Annotated in this window: 13 protein-coding genes; 3 read left to right on the forward strand and 10 right to left on the reverse strand. The window is 56.8% G+C overall.

Features of this window, described 5'->3' with window-relative positions:
* Positions 1-9: 9 nt before the first annotated feature.
* Genes BLU78_RS04565 through BLU78_RS04605 form a run of 9 tightly spaced genes read right to left on the reverse strand, consistent with a single transcriptional unit; the run spans position 10 to position 13516 of the window.
* A complete protein-coding gene (locus BLU78_RS04565) occupies positions 10-3081 on the reverse strand; it encodes a SusC/RagA family TonB-linked outer membrane protein (RefSeq protein WP_044106336.1) in 3072 nt (1023 codons plus the stop codon).
* A gap of 11 nt (positions 3082-3092) precedes the next feature.
* Positions 3093-4433: a trehalase family glycosidase gene (locus BLU78_RS04570; RefSeq protein WP_010261198.1), complete on the reverse strand. Its 1341-nt coding sequence runs from the start codon at positions 4431-4433 to the stop codon at positions 3093-3095.
* A 12-nt stretch (positions 4434-4445) separates the two neighbouring features.
* Positions 4446-5567, reverse strand: coding sequence for a glycoside hydrolase family 26 protein (locus tag BLU78_RS04575; RefSeq protein WP_010261202.1), 1122 nt, complete (start codon positions 5565-5567; stop codon positions 4446-4448).
* 26 nt (positions 5568-5593) lie between these two features.
* Positions 5594-6700 carry a glycoside hydrolase family 26 protein gene (locus tag BLU78_RS04580; protein ID WP_231290775.1) on the reverse strand — a complete coding sequence of 369 codons (1107 nt, stop codon included), beginning with the start codon at positions 6698-6700 and terminating at the stop codon, positions 5594-5596.
* 31 nt (positions 6701-6731) lie between these two features.
* Positions 6732-7625: an AraC family transcriptional regulator gene (locus tag BLU78_RS04585; protein WP_010261205.1), complete on the reverse strand. Its 894-nt coding sequence runs from the start codon at positions 7623-7625 to the stop codon at positions 6732-6734.
* Between the two features lie 20 nt (positions 7626-7645).
* Positions 7646-8851 (reverse strand): AGE family epimerase/isomerase, encoded by a 1206-nt coding sequence (locus tag BLU78_RS04590; protein ID WP_010261207.1) that lies wholly within the window; start codon positions 8849-8851, stop codon positions 7646-7648.
* The gene (locus BLU78_RS04595; protein WP_010261210.1) at positions 8851-10293 is read right to left on the reverse strand and encodes an MFS transporter; all 1443 of its coding nucleotides are present in this window, start codon (positions 10291-10293) and stop codon (positions 8851-8853) included. Before BLU78_RS04595 ends, BLU78_RS04590 begins: the two co-directional genes overlap by 1 nt.
* Positions 10293-11480, reverse strand: a complete 1188-nt coding sequence (locus BLU78_RS04600) for a glycoside hydrolase family 130 protein (protein WP_010261212.1) — start codon at positions 11478-11480, stop codon at positions 10293-10295. Before BLU78_RS04600 ends, BLU78_RS04595 begins: the two co-directional genes overlap by 1 nt.
* Before the next feature lie 26 nt (positions 11481-11506).
* Complete coding sequence (locus BLU78_RS04605; protein WP_026020675.1) at positions 11507-13516, reverse strand: glycoside hydrolase family 97 protein; 2010 nt, start codon at positions 13514-13516, stop codon at positions 11507-11509.
* 388 nt (positions 13517-13904) lie between these two features.
* Here BLU78_RS04605 and BLU78_RS04610 point away from each other — a divergent pair, with 388 nt between their 5' ends.
* Together BLU78_RS04610 and BLU78_RS04615 are read left to right on the forward strand one after the other, a co-directional pair.
* Positions 13905-15836, forward strand: coding sequence for a SusE domain-containing protein (locus BLU78_RS04610; protein ID WP_010261216.1), 1932 nt, complete (start codon positions 13905-13907; stop codon positions 15834-15836).
* Positions 15837-16055: 219 nt separating this feature from the next.
* On the forward strand, positions 16056-16679 hold the full coding sequence (locus BLU78_RS04615; protein WP_010261218.1) for a DUF3575 domain-containing protein: 624 nt from the start codon (positions 16056-16058) through the stop codon (positions 16677-16679).
* A 104-nt stretch (positions 16680-16783) separates the two neighbouring features.
* Here the strand turns inward: BLU78_RS04615 and pckA are convergent, their stop codons facing one another.
* Positions 16784-18391: a phosphoenolpyruvate carboxykinase (ATP) gene (gene pckA, locus BLU78_RS04620; protein ID WP_010261220.1), complete on the reverse strand. Its 1608-nt coding sequence runs from the start codon at positions 18389-18391 to the stop codon at positions 16784-16786.
* A gap of 420 nt (positions 18392-18811) precedes the next feature.
* On the opposite strand from pckA, the gene hemW reads away from it, so the two are divergent.
* A complete protein-coding gene (hemW, locus tag BLU78_RS04625) occupies positions 18812-19924 on the forward strand; it encodes a radical SAM family heme chaperone HemW (protein WP_010261222.1) in 1113 nt (370 codons plus the stop codon).
* Positions 19925-20065: the final 141 nt, after the last annotated feature.

Genomic DNA, 20065 nt, shown 5'->3' on the forward strand with positions numbered 1-20065 from the left:
GTCGTCAGCTTAGAATTTCAGGTCCAGACCGATGGTATATTTCCGCAGGCGGGGATAACCGCCCCAGTAGATGCCGTCGACACCCACCTCGGGATCATAACCGTCGAATTCAGTGAAGGTATAGGCATTCTCGATGTTGGCGAACACACGCACGCTGCGAATAAAGGCCTTGCGCACAGGAATCGTATAGCCGATATTGATGTTCTGCATGCGGACGAACGAGCCGTCATGGACGAAATAGTCCGAGAACAGGTAGCTTCGCGTCGAATTCAGGCGCGGGTATTTGTTCGTCGGGTTGTCGGGAGTCCAGCGCTTGATCTTCACGCGCGGGTCGTAGGTATAGCCGTTATAGATGACGTCGTTGCCGAATACACCGTTGAGAAATACCGATACGTCGAGATTCTTGTAACGGAACGCCAGGTTGAGACTGGCCGTAAAGTCCGGATTCGGATCGCCGATGATGCAGCGGTCTCTATCGTCGATGGCATAGTCACCGTTCAGGTCCACGTATTTGAGCTCACCGGGAAGGTCTTTACCGTCGGAACTCATGAAGCCGGGGTCCTCGCCCTGCTGAATAATACCGTCCACCCGGTAGCCATAGAAAACGTACATCGGATAGCCGATGGCATAAACGCTCGGATTACCGTTGAACATCGACAGCGATTGGCCGCAGACCTCGTACTGCATCCCCGTAAGGTAATCGGTGCTCAGACCGCTCGAAACAGCGTTGCCCAAATCGGTCACCTTGTTACGGTTGCGCGAGAAGATGAACGTCGCGGAGAGAGAGGTGTTCTTCCGACTGACGATGTCGCCGTCGAGCGTGAGTTCGAAACCGCGGTTGCGGATGTTGCCGTCGTTGACCCACATCTTGTCGTAACCGCTCGACAGCGGCAGGTATTTCTCACGCAGCAGGTCGGTGGTATATTTGTCGTAATAATCCATCGTCACGCGCAGACGGCGTCTGAAAAAGGCCAGATCGACACCCAGATTCCACTGACGGGTCGATTCCCACCTCAGATCGGGATTGGAAATACCTCCCCAAAGGATATAGCGGTCGTTAGCTCCCTCACGGCCGGCCTCATAACCCGGACCGATAGCCGTCTGCCATTTGTCAGCGAACCAGTATTTCTCGGTGCCGTAACGGTTGAGCGTCTGGTAGGGCGAGATCCCCTGATTACCCGAAAGTCCCCAGCTCGCGCGGATCTTGAACTCGTCGAAAACATTGAGTTTCTGCATCCACGGCTCGTTGTGAAGTTTCCAGCTCACGGCTCCCGAAGGGAAATAACCCCACTTGCTGTTCTTGCCGAATTTCGACGACCCGTCGGCACGCATGGTGAACGTAAAGAGGTATTTGTCATCAAGCACGTAGTTCAGACGGCCATAGAACGAGAGCAACTTGCTGTTCTGATAGGTATTGTTAATCACGTTCTTCTGAGGATTGCCCGCGCCCATGTTCTCGTTGCCGAGGGCGTCGTTCACGAAATCGTAGGCTGTGGTGCCGAGCGTGCGGCCCATGTTGTAGTCGAACGAATGTCCCGCCATGACCGACAGGTTGTGCCGGTCGGCAAAGGTCCGCTGGAAGGTGATATAGGTCTCGCTCAGCACGTCCTGCGACAGGGAGTTGTTCATTTGAGCGATGCCGTTCATGTCGTGCGCCTCCTGCGAGGTGTTCGAAGCGTTGTAGACATCCTGTACGGTAGTCGAATAGTTGTAGTTGAGCTGCGTGCGGATTTTCAGCCCCTCGACGATCTCCCACTCGGCGGCCAGCGACGAAATGAGATCACGGCCCTGCGTCTCGTTCTTAACGTTGTCGGAGATAATGAGCGGATGGCCGAAGTCGGTTTCCGAAGCAACGAAATAGTTGCCGTCCTCATCGTAAACGGGCCACAGCGGGTTGCGACCGTATTCGAGCGTGTTGTTCACGTGGCGCTTATGAATCGAAAAAATGTTCGAAGTTTGGAGCGTGAAGTTCTTGGCCAGCTTGTAGGAACCGTTCAGCGTGACATTGCCCTTGCGGAAATTATCCTTCTTATAGACGCCCTCGTCGTCGAAATAATTAAGACTCAAATTGATCGCCGCCTTATCGGTGGAGTGGGACAGCGTGGCCGTCGTATTATTGACCACGGCCGTGCGCATACAGAGGTCGGCCCAGTCGGTGTTCGACCACTTGCCCTGCTGTATCTCGATGAGCGACGGATAGTAGGTGCCGTTATTGTACTGGCCCGTATAGAGGGCCGGCAGTCCGGCGTTGGTCAATTCTTCGTTGGCAATCTGCGCCATTTGCAACGGATTGCGCCAAACATTGAGTTCGTCGGTGAACTGGCCGATGGTGGTCCGGTGGTTCACCGAAACCTGTGTCGATCCGCCTTTGGCGGTGCGGGTCTGGATCAGAATCACGCCGTTGGCGCCGCGGGAACCGTAAATGGCCGAGGAGGACGCGTCTTTCAGAATCTCTATCGACTCGATATCCGAGGGATTGATCTGCGACAGGTTGCCGGCATCGCCGATGGGAAATCCGTCGACCACGATCAGCGGGGTGTTCGAACCGTTGAGCGAACTGTTGCCGCGGATACGCACCACAGCCCCCGCTCCGGGGTCCTGCGAGGTATTCATGATTTGCAATCCCGCAGCACGCCCCTGCAACAATCCCTCGACTGACGGAGCCGAAATATCCTTGATGGCGTCCATCTTCACGGAGACGACCGATCCGGTCAGATCGCTTTTCTTCATTGAGCCGTAACCGATGACGACCACATCGTCGATCAGGGCCTCTTCGGCTTCAAGCACGATGTCGAGGAAGGTCGCCCCGGCCGTAACGGCGACCTCACGGGTCTTGTAGCCGACGAATCCGACGGAGAGCACGGCCCCGCTTTTGGCCCGGATCGTAAAATCACCCGAGGTATCCGTACTGGTTCCAGTCGTCGTTCCCTTGATAATGACGCTGGCCCCGACTAACGGCTGTCCGTCGGCCGTCACGCGGCCCCGAACCTCATTCTGGGCGGATGCGCCGACAGCGAGGAACAGGGAGGCGAAAAGCGCCAAAAGCCACCTGCTCCGCAGGCATCGATTTATTGTTTTCATGGTATCTGATTTTAGTGTTTCGATTGATTGTCAATTTTACCGTCGAGATAGTCACTGGCATAGATGAACGTCCCGGCGCTCCATCCCAGCATAGTGGGCATGTCGTACTCGTTGCTGACATTGATATTCCCTTCCCGGACATTGTACTTTTCCCACAGGTTACGGGTTTCGCCGAAGGTCTTCACGACCATCGCGACGTACTTCTCCGCAATGCGCCGTGCATCTTCCCCGTAACCATAGGTATCGAGTCCCCGGATGGCCAGGTAGACTACCGGGGGCCAGGTATTGGGATAAGACCACTGGTAATCGTATTCATAGGGCTTGTCCTCGCAGACGGCGATCCCGTATTCGAACTCCAACCGTCCGAGCGCCTTTTCCACGAGGGTCCGGGCCTGCTCCGCATCCGGAATACCGGCATAGAGCAGACTGAACACCGCGCCCGAAACCACCGTCGAACGACGGTCGTTGACGAAATCGTAGTCGTAATAAACGCCATCTTCCCCGAGACAGTAGCGGTTTATCAGCCCGCGCCGCTTTTCAGCCCGTTTTTTCCAAGTCTCCGCAGCCACAGTATCGCCCGTCAGAAGAGCGTAACGGGCAAAAAGCGTCTCGTAGAAATAGAGATTGGCATTGAGGTCCACGGGGCAAAAATCCTCGCAACGACGCTCGAAACGGGGATTGAAATCCCAGCCCGACTCGGCCTCGGCGGCAAAATGCGCCCCCAGCCGCAGAATTTCCGCGTCGGAAAGCCCCCGGTTGCGGAAGTCAGTCCCGAGCCGCTGGCCCCCGGTAGTCACGAATTCCTGTTTGAGTTCGTCGTCCGCAGATGAAGAGTAACAATTCAGTCCGACAGGCGTAATACGCTGTGTCATCCAGAAATCATACTCCTTCTGCAAAGTCGCAAAAGCCCCGGCCAGCCACTTCCTGTCCCCGGTCTCTTCGAACACCCGGTCGACCATCATGCACAGGAAAGGAGGCTGCGAGCGGTTGAGATACCAGGTCCGGCTGCCGTTGGGCATATAGCCGTACCGGTCGACCAGATAAAGCATGTTCTCGGTGTTGTTTTTCGCCAGGTCGAGACATCCATCACGCACGAGCCCCTCGTTGGTGAAATAGGTATCCCAATAATAGAGTTCCTGAAAGGTCTGGCTGACGCTGGGAACCGTATAGGGACGGGGCAATCCGATCAGGGATTGCGAGTCGACCGGATTATACTGTACCGACGTATCCCACGACGTGCGGATGAAATCGCGCACCCGGGCGATCTCCCCGTGCGGAACCGAAGGACGGTTCCCGCAGGAAACGAAGGTCAGTGCCAGCGTGCACCCCCGAATAATTCTTATCACGTTCATCTCGGGCTGGGATTATTCGTAAATACCGGCTATGTCCTTCTCCATAAGGATCTGTTCCCCGGCGACGAAGGTCTTGAAGTCCTCCTCCGAAACGCAGCCCGGATAAGGGCCGAAGAAATGATTCGTATCCTTGTTCCGCCAAACCAGCACATAGGCTACCGGAACGCCCGTAATGGCTTTCGAAAGCTTTTCGGTCCACCATTTCGGTTGGGACGTGTTGTTTTCAAGCCCGGTCTCCGTGAAAGCGAACGGTTTGTTTTTCAGATAGGCGATATGTTTGAGCAGGCGCATCAGCCGCAGACCGTTGGTGTCGATCGCCCAAGAACTGCGGTCGTAGGCGTCCAGACCGAGCACATCGACATAGGCGTCGCCCGGCCAGAATTCGAGGTAGTTGTCCTGCGAACTGACAATATCGGGCGAATAGACGTACAGCAGGTTATGCACGCCCTTCGTATCGCGCAGGTATTCGAGCGTAAAACGCCACAAGGCGATGTACTCCTCAGCAGTACAGTTGCCCTTTCCCCACCAGAATCCATTGCCGGTGTGTTCGTGGAACGGACGGAACAGCACCGGGACATACTCCCCGTCAACAGTCTTGAGCGAGAGCATGAAATCGGCAACCTTGTCCAGCCAACCGCAGTATTTTTCGTGAAGATCGCCGCCGGGAATGATCCGGCCCACGGCCGCGGTCACGTCCCAGGCCGTGCCCCCGGTAACGGGATTGGTCGTATGCCAACCGACGGTAGTCACACCGCCGCGGGCATAGGCTTCGAGAATACGGCCGCGTATGTCATCAAACTTGTCGCCGTCGATATTGGCCTCCTGCCCAAGCTCGATCTGGGCCAGGTCCCAGCCCATTATCGCGGGATAGTCGCCGCAGATGCTCTTCACATCCGAACGGTCGGCATCGCCCGACCAACCGATGCCGTAGAGCGACGAGCACTGATGGCCGAAAAGCGTACCGCCGTTCTCGGCAATGCTGCGCAGGTTTGCGAGCAGGTTACGGGTCTGCACCGTAGCCTGCGAGTCGGTCGCCGCAGCAGGGGCGGGCTGAGGTTCCGGATATTCGCGGTCGGCAATATCACTGCATCCTGCCACGACCAGACACGACAGATAAAGAATTTGTTTCCACATAATTATCAGCTATTTTAGGTTAATTATCAGTGATACATGTCAGGCAACCGGCTCTCGAACAGCACGGGCTGCTCCCGGTTGACGGCAAATTTTCTGAAATCGGGTTCCGAAACATGTCCGTGCCAGGGACCGAAAAAGTGCGTCGGACGGTCGTGGGCGTTACGCCACACCAAGACATAGCTCAGCCCCTTGCCGCGGATGACCGGCAACAGCCATCGGGTCCACCACTCCGCATCGGGGATACCCTCGAGTCCGGTTTCGGTGAAAGCCGTCGGCTTGCCGTGTTCGCGGCCCAATTGCTGCAAGGTCGAAAGCATTCGTTCACCGCCCGATAGGAAATCCCAATCCTGCTGACGGTGGTAGGCGTCGAGCCCGAGTACATCGACCCACTCGTCGCCCGGATAGCGTTCCATATAGTGCTCCGCATCGCGGTACAGATCCGGTGAATAGACGTAGAGGAGATTATGCACCCCCTTCACATCACGCAGATATTCCACCGTGAAGCGCCATAAAGCCCGGTACTCGTCGGGGGTACACTGTGCTTCGCCCCACCAGAATCCGCTGCCGGTGTGCTCGTGGAACGGACGGAACAGTACCGGCGCCAGGGTCCCGTCGGCGGCTTTCAGACCGGCGAAGAATCCAGCCAGACGGTCGAGCCACAACCGGAATTCGGCATGGTTGGCGCCGCCGGGGAGAATGGATTTCACGGCCGTGGAGGTTTTACAGTCCCAAGCGTTGGCCCCCGACTCAGGATTCTGCGGATGCCAACTGACCGTGTTCACGGCTCCGCGCCCATAGGCGGCACACAGCAGGCGTGTGATTTCAGCGAACGGAACGTCGTCGATACTCCGATCGGCCCCGGCTTCGAGTCCCCCGAGTTCCCACCCGAAGACAGCGGGGTAATCGCCGCAGCACTCTTTGACGTCGGAGCGTCCCTCCTCATACTTCCAGCCGTGCCCGTAAAGAGCGTCGTCCTGGTGCCCGAACATCACCCCATCATCCACTACCCGGAACAAGTTGCGGTATAGGGCGCAAGTTTCAGGCGTGGCCCGCGAATCGACCGGGAAGGGTGAAGATTCCGAACAGGCGGCCGATAATACGGCCATACATGCTATGCAAAACAGTTTGTTCATTGTTTGTAACAGGTTAGAGCGGTTTGGTTTGTCAGATGATGATCTTCTTCTTGTCGTAGTATTCCCGAAAATCGTGAGGCGTATAGCCTTTGTATTTCTTGAAAATTCGGTTAAAATTCGAGAGGTTGTTGAACCCGCATTTGAAAGCAATCTCGGCAATCGTGTTCGCCGGTTCGTCGATCAGACGCCGGGACGCCGCACTGATGCGGATATTGTTCAGGCAGTCGATAAAATTATATCCCGTCCGCCGCTTGATGAAACGGCTGAACGAAGGCTCGCTCATATTGACCAGCGCCGCCATCTCCGAGAGCCGCACGGGACGGTGGTAGTTGCTGTTGAGATAATCCATAATGGTCCGCACGCGCCGACTGTCGTAGGTATCCTCCAACTTGCTGAAATGCGAATGCGACAACACGGTATAGGCCGGGTCGTGGGCCAGCAGGTTGAGCAGCGAAAGGAAAATCAGAATCGAGTTGAAATTGTCCGTACTGTTAATCAGCTGGTGAATCCCCGACTCGCTCTGCAAAATCGTCTTTTCGGAGAACGCGATCCCGTGCTGGGCATCCTGCAACATCTTCTTGATCGGCGCGAACTGTTTCCGGTCAATCAGTCCGCCGCCCTGAAACAGTTCGGGCGAAAACTGAATCGTTACCTCATAGATTTCCGCTCCCAGGTTCAAATTGCCGTCCATCCACGCATGCTCCAGATTGCTTCCCGTGATGAGCACCATCTCCCTGTCGCCAATATCGGCCACATGGTCGCCGACGATACGCCGCGCACCGCGTGCCCCGATGATATAGTTGAGCTCGTATTCGCCGTGAATGTGAATCGGAAAATTGAAGTTGCTTTTCCGGCGCTCGAACACGACGAAGCTGTCCTGCTTCGAAATGGGAGGTACCTCCGTAAGGATATTGTAATTTGCCATAGCCGCCAGTTTTTCGGTTTTCAATTCTCTGCAAGCAGCCGTTCGATGCGCCGCATCAGTTCCAGGCACATCCGGCCATTATGATAGGGACATTTCCAGAACCCGGCCTTGTCGTCTTCGCGGTTGACCGAGCCGTCGGCACGGACGCTCCAAAACCATTCGCCGTTCGCACTATCGAGCAGGTGCGTCCGGATATACCGCCACACGTCGCGGCTGCGCCGCAGAAACATCGCGTCCCCGGTTTGCTCGTACATGTTGAAAAACCCGACAACCGCTTCGGCTTGTACCCACCAGTGACGGTCGGCATCCGTATGTCCAGTCAACGGATCGTATTCGTAAATCAGGCTTCCGTCGGGCTGCACGCCTTCGGCGGCAGCCCTCGCCAATGCCTCCGAAACAGATCCGACGCCAGCCCTGACCTGCGGATCGCCGAGCAGGTCGGCGGCTTCGACAATAAGCCACGACGCCTCGATGTCATGTCCATAGGAGACCGTCCGCCCCTGCGGCTGCCATTCCGCATCGAAAAAGAGGTTCAAGTGCCCCGCCTGCGGATCGAAGATCCGGTCGGTATGAATGCGAAGCAACCGCCGGACCGCTTCAGCAACCCGATCTTCCGGCCAAACCCGCAGCAGGTTCGCACAAGGTTCGAGCAGATGCAGGTGCGTGTTCATGCTGAAATAGGTATTGGCATCCTTCTCGCTTAGGCGCATGTCCTCCAATGGTCGCCAATCCCGGGTCAGGGCTTCGGCATATCCGCCCCGCGCCGCATCCCAGACATGTTCTTCAAGCGCCCCGAACAACGCAACCGCCTCATCCAAAGCCGCCGGATCACCCGTCGCCCGGACATATTCACTCAGTCCGTAAATCGCGAAACCCACGGCATAACTCTGCTTCTTGCAGCAGAGCGGATCTCCGTCGGGAGCAATCTCCCAATAGACGCCTCCGTACACCGGGTCGATCAGCCGTAAGGCCAGCAATTCACGAACCTTGCGGGCCGCATCCAGGCATTCGGGCCTCCCGGTCATGCGGTAAGCGGCCGAAAAGGTCCACAACATCCGCGCGATCAGGACGGCGCCTTTTCCGGCTTCGGGATGTGCTTTCCCGCGGCCGTCGATACGCCCCGCAAAGTGCACACCGTCACCCAAAAATGCCGTCCAGAAAGGCAGGATATCGCAGATCAGCTCCTCTGACAGCTCGTTACGCCATTGTACAAGCATCTTTTCCATCATTCGTTCGTTTTCCGACGAAGCGCGAGCTCCGCCGTGATTCGCTCCATACGTTTTTCGCCGAGCGGATAGAAAAGGACCGCCGCGGCAGCCAACAAGCAGCCGGAAGCCGGAAGCCAACTCATCATCATCCGCACGCCTGCTATCGCCTCACCGCTCTGCACCGCAGCCGACTGATCATAACCGAACGCTGTAAGCAGCCAGCCCGTCACAGCACCTCCCAGCGCCCAGCCGAGTTTCTGGGACATAGACGAAGAGGAGAGGATCAGCCCCGTAGGCCGCCGGCCGCTGCGGTATTCCTCGTAATCGACGATATCGGCATACATGCTCCACAACAAAGGCAGCACGACGCCCGCCGCAACGCTGACAAGTGCTTGCAGGGTGAAGAGCCATCCCAGTTCGGAAGGCTCCAGCCGGAAGAAGAAGAGGCTCAGCACCGCCGCCGCACCCATCGCTGCGGCAAAAGCCCCTTTTTTGCCGATGCGCGCCGCCAGCGGTACGGCCAAAGCCACCCCGGCCATATTCCCCAACTGGCCCAACAGCAGGTAAAGCGTTCCCAGCGTCCAGCCCAGATGAGGCAGTTTGTAAGCGCTCCGGACATAGTCCGTGAAATAGAAGATCGCCACCCCGTCGCGGATCGAGTTGAACAACAGCACCGCCACTCCCGCGACGAGTAGAATCCACCAGGGAGCATTGCGGGCCAGGCTTTTCAGGTCACGTCCGACCGATCCCTTCGCGTGCTGCGAATCGTCGACCCGAATCCGCTCGCGCGTCCAGCGGAAACAGAGCCAGAAGAGCAGCGCACAAAGTCCCCCGATGACGGTCACGGCGCAGGTCCACGCCTCCGGCATGCCCGATATGGCTACGTCGCTCCCGGCGACGCTTTCATTCAGGACATCGGCCTCCCCGCCGCCGAGCCATCCGGCAAAGAAATCCACCATCGGCTGCAACAGCATGAAGGTCACCAGACTGCCGACATAGGCGAAGAACATCCGGTAGGAGGAGAACGTATTGCGCAGTTTCGTATCGGGCGTCATCACCCCGAGCAGCGAAGCATAGGGGACGTTGACCAGCGTATAGACCATCATCATGGCCGTATAGGTAACGTAGGCCCACACCAGTTTTCCGGTCATCCCGAAATCGGGAGTCCAGAACGTCAGCACTCCGATCGCGGCGAACGGCAGGGCGCCCCAAAGCAGATAAGGACGGTAACGCCCCCACCGGCTGCGGGTACGATCCGCCAACAGCCCCATGATGGGATCGTTAAGCGAATCCCAGATGCGGGTCACCAGGAACATAGTCCCGGCAGCGGCCGGCGTAATGCCGAACACCTTGGTATAGAAAAAGAGCAGATACATACCGAATATCTTCCAGAACATGCTCGAAGCCATGTCCCCGAAGCCGTATCCGATCTTCTCCCGGAATGTGACGCTGTCTTTCATCAATCGTTCTTTCGGTAATAGTTCAAATTTCTATCAATCAGCTCATTCAGCCGCTCGACGGAAGTCGCCGTCGTAAGACCGTCGGACGGCGTATGCAGGCAATAGTCCACAAGCCTCTCAATAGTCGATGTCGCCACGTGCATACGGGTATCGCTCGATGCATAGTAGAGAAATACCCGGCCGTCGTCATCGGCGATCCAGCCGTTCGAGAAAAGCACGTTCGAAACGTCGCCGACACGTTCTTCATTCTCCGGCGCCAGCGTATATCCGGCCGGCACGGCGATCAGCTGCGAAGGATCGTCCAAGGCCGTCATATACATATAAAGTACATAACGGAGTCCCGCCGCGCAGGCGCGCACCCCGTGAGCCAGATGCAGCCACCCCTGCGGGGTGCGGATCGGATGGGGCCCCTCGCCGTTCTTCACCTCCTTGATCGTGTGGTAGAAACGTACGTCGATAATCTTTTCATCGCGGATTTCCGCACAGGCCATATCGTCTACCAAAGCCCAGCCGATCCCACCGCCAAGGGCCCCGGCAGCGATGAACCCCTCCTGCGGACGGGTGTAAAGGGCATATTTTCCGTCCACGAATTCGGGGTGGAGCACCACGTTTCGCTGTTGTGTGGGCGACTTGATATCGGGAAGACGCTCCCAATGCACAAGGTCCTTCGTCCGGGCCACGCCGGCCGTGGCGACGGCCGACGACAGATCGCCCGGGGCTGCCGACGGATCGTGGCGTTCGACACAGAAGATGCCGTAAATCCAGCCGTCCTCATGAGCCGTAAGTCGCATGTCATACAAGTTCGTTTCGGTCCCGTTTACCGGGGGAATCGTCAGCGGATGATCGCGGAACCGGAATTCGTCGATCCCATTATCGCTTTCAGCCAGAGCGAAAAAGGATTTGCGGTCGTTCCCTTCGACCCGGACCACCAGCACGTATTTGCCGCCGAACTTGATAGCACCGGCATTGAACGTTCCGTTGATCCCGAACCGCTCAAGCAAAAAGGGGTTAGTAGCAGGATTCAGGTCGTAGCGCCAGAAGAGCGGCGTATGCGCAGCCGTGAGGATCGGATAGGTATAACGAGTCCATACACCGTTCGAATCCGCGGCCGGATTCTTCCTGCCGATCAACTCTTCATGAGCTGAACGCAGGTCTGAAATACGCTTCTCGAAATCTAAATTTGTCATAAAACGAATAGAATAGAGTATTTATTTTATTCCCGGGTGATTCGCAGGGCGAATCCGCCGGCGGGAGCCATCGTTATTTCCAGTGTGCGCTCCGACCCCAGCGCACGGATTACCCGCTGGTAATCATGTCCGTACTTAGCGGCATTGACACCGTCGCAGAAGATTTCGGCCGTAAAATCTCCATCCCCCAAAAATCCGAGGTCGAGCGTCACCGTACGACCTTCGTGTCCCGTAAGGCCGCCGACGTACCAGACATCCCCTTTGCAGCGGGCGACGGCCGCATACTCCCCGAGCCGGCCGTCGAGCGCCACGGTCCGGTCCCACACCGTGGGAACGCCGCAGATGAAGGCCGTGCATTCGGGTTCCCGATCGTAGTTGGAGGGCGAGTCGCAAAGCATCGACAGCGGAGCATGGAAAACGATGTATTCAGCCAGCTGGCGGCAGCGCGTGCCCTGACTCATCGGTTCGCTGCGACGCGGAAAGAAATGTCCCTTCGCAGCATTGAGCATGGCTCCCTGGGTGTAGTCCACGGGACCAGCCGTCATCCGGATAAACGGCATCGTCACATCGTAGGTCACCTGATCGACCGACTCTTCCGACCATTTCATCTGTTCCAATCCGTGCACGCCTTCGAAATTGACGACATTGGGATAGGTGCGCTGCAAACCGGCGGGCTTATAAATGCCGTGGTAGTCGAGCAGCAATCCGTATTTAGCTGCGGTGGCCGCCCCGCGGTAGAGGAATTCGGCGATCTGCTGGTCGTCCCGGTCCATGAAGTCGACCTTGAAACCTTTGACACCCAATGCCGAATAATGGCGGCAAACCTCCTCCATATCCCGGTCGAAAGCACGGAAACCCGCCCACAGGATGATGCCGACGTTCTTTTCTTTCGCATAACGCAGCACCTCATCCAGATCGAGGCGGTCGCTGCCGCCCGACATCAGGTCGGTCTTGTCTTTGGACCATCCGTCGTCCATCACCAGGTATTCGATCCCGTTGCGGGCCGCGAAGTCGATATAGTGCTTATAGGTCGGCGTATTGACCCCGGCCTCGAAATCGACGCCGTGAAGTCCCCAGTCGTTCCACCACTCCCAGGCCGCCAGCCCCGGGCGAATCCACGAAACATCCTCGAGGCGCGAGGGCTCGGCCAGACGCATGACCATATCGTTATCGAGCAGTTGTCTGTCCTCGCGGGCAATGAGGACCGTTCGCCACGGGAACGTAGCCCGCGGTGCGGCTTTGGCGATGAAATCGTCGTACTCGTCCACGACATTTTGAAGATTGTCATGTCCCCCGTCGTGCGTACGCTTCGGATAGGGTGCGAAAATACCGCGCAGGGAGGTACCCTGACTCGGATAATTGAAATACATACCCGGATAGGCCTGGAGATCGGCCTCGGTAAAGCAGAGTTTCACCCCGTGATCGTCGGCCACGACCATCGGCAGGAAAGCCAGGCGAGCTGGATCGAGCTCCGAGAGCCGGGCTACGGTATAAAGATTCTCGAACGAGGTCTTGAACTGGCTCCCAAAGGGTACGATCTCAGTTCCGTCACAATCCCGCACATAGGGGACCCAGCATTTCCAGTCTCCCGGAAAACGGGCGCCAGCCTCTTCGGAAGCAACAGTCAGCGGTTTATCCGTCGTCGAAACGAAACGATAGGCGACTCCGTCATCGTATGCCCGGAACTCAACGGCGAAACCCTGCCGGAAATCGGCCCGCAGCCAGTTGTAACGGTCCGCAACCCGCTCTTTAATATAAAAGGGCGTCGCGAAGGAGGAATCGACCGTCCCCTTGCGGATGCGGGAAGGCTGCACCGAACCACCCCACACGGTTCCGTCGCTCAGCGTCATCGACACCGGAGTGGGCGCCACTACCGTCCGGCCGTCCACACGGACTTCATAGGCAAGTCGCTCGCCGGCCGTCAGTATGATCCCGATTTTCCCGTCGGGAGAAGGAATCTTGAAACTTTTTTCTCCGGCCGCAAATGCGAGCCCGCAAAGCATTGTAAATAATACAACTACAACTATTCTTCTCATAGGTTACAGTAAATAAGCAGGTTTACGTCACACAATAAAACAGGCTGCATTTCCCGTTTGTGCTGCGTAAAAATAGAGGTTTCGAAAGGGTTCTGCAACGGATGCAGTTCAGATGGATTGAATAGTATCATAATCAGACAAGATAATACCATTTTAACACGCAAAAACATTCCCGTTCTCGCCAAAACACCTCTCCAAAGCACGCTACACCCCCAAACACCCCGGCCCGGCCCGCTGCTATCCCCAGGCTCCCGGTACAGCGAACGGCCAGAATGATACTTTTTAATCAAATGCTTGTACCATGCGGCGCTTTTCATGGTTATCCGGTTTTTGTCCTCTATTTTTACGTTCGAAAACAAATTACGTTAACGAACCTAAACCAACCAGTATGAAACATCTTTGGAAATACATCGCAGGCGTGTTGGCTTTTGCGCTCCCCATCGCCTCGTGCAGCGACGACAACACGTCTGACTTTCCTGATAAGGAGTGGAGCGAACTGACAGCCCCCGTGCTTACGGTATCGGAAGAGGAGGTAATGCTCGACGCCGACAAAGCCGATCAGGAGGCCCTGAAATTCTCGTGGACGGCCGCCTCGGTCGTAACCCGCAGTTCTTCGGTCAAGTATGATCTATACCTGAACGTAGAAGGCGAAGACCTGTTCAAAGGGATTAAACGAGAGTGGGGGGGGGAAGCCGATTTGGCGATCTCTTTCACGCACAAGGAGCTCAATGACCTCATCATAACGACGTTCGGCGGCAAAAGCGGCGAACGCTTCGCCTTCCGGGCATGCGTCCATGCACATACCGACAACTACCTTATCGAGGACAAAACCTCGGAAGAGGTAGCTTTTGCCGCTACGGCCTACGCTGCCGAAGTGGTAAAACCCGCATCGCTCTGGATGAAGGGAGGCGCCTGCGAATACGGGTGGGACAAGGCCATCGAACTGCCGCAGGGCGACGAAGGCACCTACACGGCAGAGAACGTCGTGCTGAAATTCGGCAAACCCGCCGATAACAAAGGCTTCAAATTCTATATCGAGGAGAACGGCAGCTATCCATTCTACGGGCAGAAGATCGACGGTGAATTCGGCCAAATCCAGACCTTCGCCATTGCCAATGACGGAGATTCGCAGTTCTATCCTTTGCAGTACGACTATACGAGCGGCATCTACACCGTATACGTCGACCTCAACAAGATGACGCTCACACTGACCCGGACGGGCGACGTCGCGGAGTTCGACCCCGAAACGGCTCTCTACATTCTGGGAGACGATATGGAAAACGGATGGAACATGGTCGAGGCAAACGCCCTGCTGCCCGTCGGGGAGAACATCTATGAAAACACCAATATTTATCTCAAACCGGAGAGCAGATTCAAATTCGACTTCCACGACTGGACGGAGTACATCCGCGACGAGGCGGCCGGCGAGTACTGGACCCTCAAGAAAAAAGGCGACGGCGACGGCGACATCCGCTTCATCCCGGGCGACCAGGGTTTCAGCGAAGGCTACTACACCGTACGAGTCGACCTTAACACCTTGAAAGTCACCCTCACGGGCGGCACGGCACCCTCCTATCCCGAAACGCTGTTCCTCTTCGGGCCGGCCACGGAGGCCGGGTGGAATCTCGGCAGCTTCATTCCGCTGACCAAGATCGGAAACGGCGTTTTCCAGGTCAAGGGCGTGAACATCGACGTCGGCACGGCCAATCCGGACGACAACAAGGGCAACGGATTCAAATTCGGCATCTCAAACAGCGATTGGAGCACCGAATACGGAGCCAAAGAGGCTTTCGACGACCACGACGGACAGCAGGGCTACCGCGGTTGGGAGCTCGCACAAAACAGCAACCAGTTCTACCCCCTGCTGATGGGACACACTACCGGAGTATACGACATCACTGTCGACTTCACGACGATGGCGGTACGCTTCGAACCGGCACAAGGTTCGGATTATCCGACAGCGCTCTACATACTCGGAGACGCAATGCCCCACGGTTGGGATTTAGGTCAAGCCGTAGCAATGACCCAAACCGCTCCCGGAATCTTCACGGCAGAGAACGTACCCGTGAAGGTCGGCACGGCCAATCCGGACGATAACAAAGGTAAGGGATTCAAATTCATCATCTCGAACACCGATTGGCTGACGGAATACGGGGCCAAAGAGGCTTTCGACGATCACGACGGACAACAAGGCTACCGCGGATGGGAACTTGCACAGAACGGCAACCAGTTCTACCCCCTGCTGATGGGATTCGAGGACGGAAACTATCGGATTACGGCGGACTTCACAACCATGACAGTCCGGTTCGAACCGATGTAACGAGGTTTCCCGGCATCCGAAGTCCAAACAGAAAGTGAAAATCCGGCCGATCAAACACATCGGCCGGATTTTGTCATACCTTGGGCACCACAGTTGGACTGAGCCGACTTTTTCGGACCTTTGACTGCAACTTAGCTACTCCCACCCATCAAATTGCAAGTAAACTTGCTTTTACCCGCGCTTATCCGTATCTTTGTATCCGGTAGAAATCCGCAATCCATGACACAAACCCTCCGCAGAACCGGGGCCTGCGCGCTCCTGCTCACACTCTTCGGCATACAGAACGCCTTCCCGCAGGGATACGTCAAACTCAACGGGCTCTACGCATTGGCAGGGATCGTCAACCCGGCCGTCGAATTCGCCGTCACGCCCAAGTCGACCCTCCAGAGCGAGATCGTCATCTCCCCGTGGAAATCCATCGACGGCAAGCACATGACCTTCGCTATTTTCATGGGCGAATACCGCCGCTTCTTCAAAGAGCACAACCGCGGGTGGTATCTCGGAGCCAATATCGGCATGATGGCCTTCGACATGTCGAAACCCTACATCGAGAACTGGCGGCTCAAATTCGAGGACCGCTACTGCAAAGGCTACGGCATGATGATCGGGCTGTGTGTGGGGTACGAATACCAGTTCGGCGAACGGTGGCTGCTCGACGCCTATTTCGGCTGGGCCTGGATGGACAGCCACTACAACGGTTACAGTTTCGACGGCGAGATCGACATGCATCCCCACCGCCCCGTGCAGCCGAAGCACCCCGATCCGTTCAACGGCTCCTCGGAGTGGTATCCCAACAAGATAGGCCTCTCGATCGGCTACCGGATTTTCCAGCCCCGGAAATAGGCCGCAACCCGCAGGGCCTCTTCCACACAAAAACCCCGGTCTCCATCTCGGAAACCGGGGTTTTCTCTATCATGCAGCGGCCGGAGCCGCAATCCTTTTCGGAACTATTTTACCTTCGGACCGGCAGCCACGAGCTTCTTGCCAGCCTCGTTGCCCGTGAACTTCGCAAAGTTCTTCACGAAACGGTTGGCGAGGTCCTCGGCCTTCACGTCCCAATCCTTGGCGTTCTTGTAGGTGTCGCGCGGATCGAGGATCTTGGGATCTACGCCCGGCAGAGCGGTCGGAATCACGAAGTCGAAGATAGGCATGGTCTTGGTCGGAGCCTTGTCGATCGAACCGTCGAGGATCGCATCGATGATACCGCGCGTATCTTTGATCGAAATACGCTTGCCGGTTCCGTTCCAGCCCGTATTCACGAGATATGCCTTGGCACCTGCCTTCTTCATCTTTTTGACGAGCTCCTCGCCGTACTTGGTGGGGTGCAGCGACAGGAAAGCAGCGCCGAAGCAAGCCGAGAAAGTCGGCGTAGGCTCGGTGATGCCGCGCTCGGTGCCGGCCAGCTTGGCGGTGAAGCCCGACAGGAAGTAGTACTGCGTCTGCTCGGGAGTCAGGATCGAAACCGGAGGCAGCACGCCGAATGCGTCGGCCGAGAGGAAGATCACCTTCTTGGCAGCCGGAGCCTTCGATACGGGTTTCACGATATTCTCGATGTGGAAGATCGGGTACGATACGCGGGTGTTCTCCGTCACCGACTTGTCGGCGTAGTCGATCTTGCCCTTCTTGTCTACCGTCACGTTCTCCAGCAGCGCGTTGCGGCGGATGGCGTTCCAGATGTCGGGCTCGTTCTCCTGCGAGAGGTTGATAACCTTGGCATAGCAGCCGCCCTCGAAGTTGAATACGCCGTCGTCGTCCCAGCCGTGCTCGTCGTCGCCGATGAGCTGACGCTTCGGATCGGTCGAAAGCGTGGTCTTGCCGGTACCCGACAGACCGAAGAAGATAGCGGTCTCACCCTTCTCGTTGGTGTTGGCCGAGCAGTGCATCGAAGCCATGCCCTTCAGCGGCAGCAGGTAGTTCATGTAGGAGAACATACCCTTTTTCATCTCACCGCCGTACCAGGTGTTGATAATCACCTGCATCTTCTCGGTGAGGTTGAAAACGACGGCCGTCTCCGAGTTCAGGCCCAGTTTCTTGTAGTTCTTAACCTTGGCTTTCGACGCATTCAGCACCACGAAATCGGGCTCGCCGTATTTCTCCAGCTCCTCGTCGGTCGGCCGGATGAACATGTTCTTCACGAAGTGAGCCTGCCAGGCCACCTCCATGATGAAACGGATCTTCAGGCGCGAGTTCTCGTTGGCGCCGCAGAACGTGTCAACGACATAGAGTTTCTTGCCCGAAAGCTCCTGCGAAGCGATCTTCTTCAGCTCCTTCCAGGCAGCCTTCGTAACGGGCTTGTTGTCGTTCTTATACTCGTCGGAAGTCCACCAGATCGTATCCTTGGTGGTCTCGTCCATGACGAAGAACTTGTCCTTGGGCGAACGGCCGGTGTAGACGCCGGTCATCACGTTCACGGCACCGGTCTCGGTCAGCTGACCCTTCTCATAGCCGCGCAGGCCTTTCTTGGTCTCCTCACGGAACAACTCGTCGTAGGAGGGATTGTACACGATCTCGGTCACGCCGGTGATCCCGTACTTTTTCAAATCCATTTTGTCCATAGTTGTAATTATTTTGATTAAAATCCTCTTCTTAACCTATGTTTTCGTCCGGACCGTCCGGACTCCAACGGCACAAAGGTAGAAAAACTTTCAGAATTGTGAAAAAATTAACAGCCGAAATTACAAAAAAATTTTATTATTTTTTCCGATCCCGCTATACGCTTCATTTATAACAGTGTATCCCGGTTTGCAGAAACCCTCCGAAAGCGGCTTCCGCACCGCAAACCCACCCCTGCAAACAGGCTGCCGAAATTCGCCGGACGGAGCGGCGGAACAAATTCCCGGACGGGCCCGGACGACATCCCGATTTTTTTCTTATCTTTGGGGAGGTAACGCCCCTTTTAGGAGTCGGTCGGTTATCCGGGGACCGAACGTAATCCGATTTTGGATTCGTTCGTTTTTTTCGTATCTTTGGTTACTATGGCGGGACTCTATTTCCACATACCCTTTTGCAGGCGCATCTGCGCCTACTGCGATTTCTACAAAAGCGTCGGGCTGGGACGCATGGAGGAGCTCGTGGCCGCCATGCACCGCGAGCTGGAGGCCCGGCGGGAATACCTCGGCGGCGAAGCCGTCCGCACCCGCTATTTCGGGGGCGGAACCCCGTCGCTCTGCTCACCCGAGGCCATTGCCGGGCTGCTGGAACATGCGGGAAAGCTGTTCGATTGTTCCGCAGCGGAGGAGACCACCCTGGAAGCCAACCCCGACGACCTGACGCCCCGCTACCTCGCGGCGCTGCGCCGGGCGGGCGTCGACCGCCTCTCGATCGGCATCCAGTCGTTCGACGATGCGTGCCTGAAGCTGATGAACCGCCGCCACAATGCCGCACAGGCGGTTCAGGCCGTGCGGGATGCACAAGGCGAAGGGTTCGAAAACATCACCATAGACCTGATTTTCGGGGTGCCGGGATTCGGCGGCGACTCGCTGCGCCGCACGCTCGACACGGCAATCGGGTTGGACGTGCAGCACATTTCGGCATACCATTTGACCATAGAACCCGGTACGGCCTTCGGGCGGCGCGCGGCCCGCGGGGAGTTCGCCCCGGTGGACGAGTCGGTCAGCGAAGCGGAATACGCCCTTGTGCACGGGACGCTGACCGGAGCCGGGTTCGACCATTACGAAGTCTCGAACTACGCCCTGCCGGGGTTCCGGGCCCGCCACAACGCCGCCTACTGGCACGGCGTGAAGTACCTCGGCATCGGCCCTGCAGCCCACTCGTTCGACGGACGGGAACGCCGCTGGAACGTCGATTCCGTGGAGGATTACCTTGCGGGAGCCCCCGCAGAGGCCGAAATGCTGACCGACCGCGACCGCTTCAACGAGTATGTGATGACGCGGCTGCGCACGGCCGAAGGCATCGACCTCGCGGAAGCGAAGGCCCTTTTCGGAACGGAACGGGCGGCGCGGATGCAGCGCGATGCAGAGCCCTGGATACGGTCCGGAGCGCTCAGGACCGAAGGCGGCAAAATGGCCGTCCCGGCAGCGCGAATGCTGGTTTCCGACGCAGTGATCGAGACGTTCTTCGAAACGTAACAAACCCGCAACCAAATGAAACTGAAATGTTAAGTTATTCTTAAATTTTTTTAGTAAATATGACTTCGGATTGTTTTACAAAAATATAAGCATTACCTTTGCAACCGGATTTCGAATCCGACTTCGTCTCTGAAAAATTAC

Source organism: Alistipes timonensis JC136, assembly GCF_900107675.1.
GTDB lineage: Bacteria > Bacteroidota > Bacteroidia > Bacteroidales > Rikenellaceae > Alistipes > Alistipes timonensis.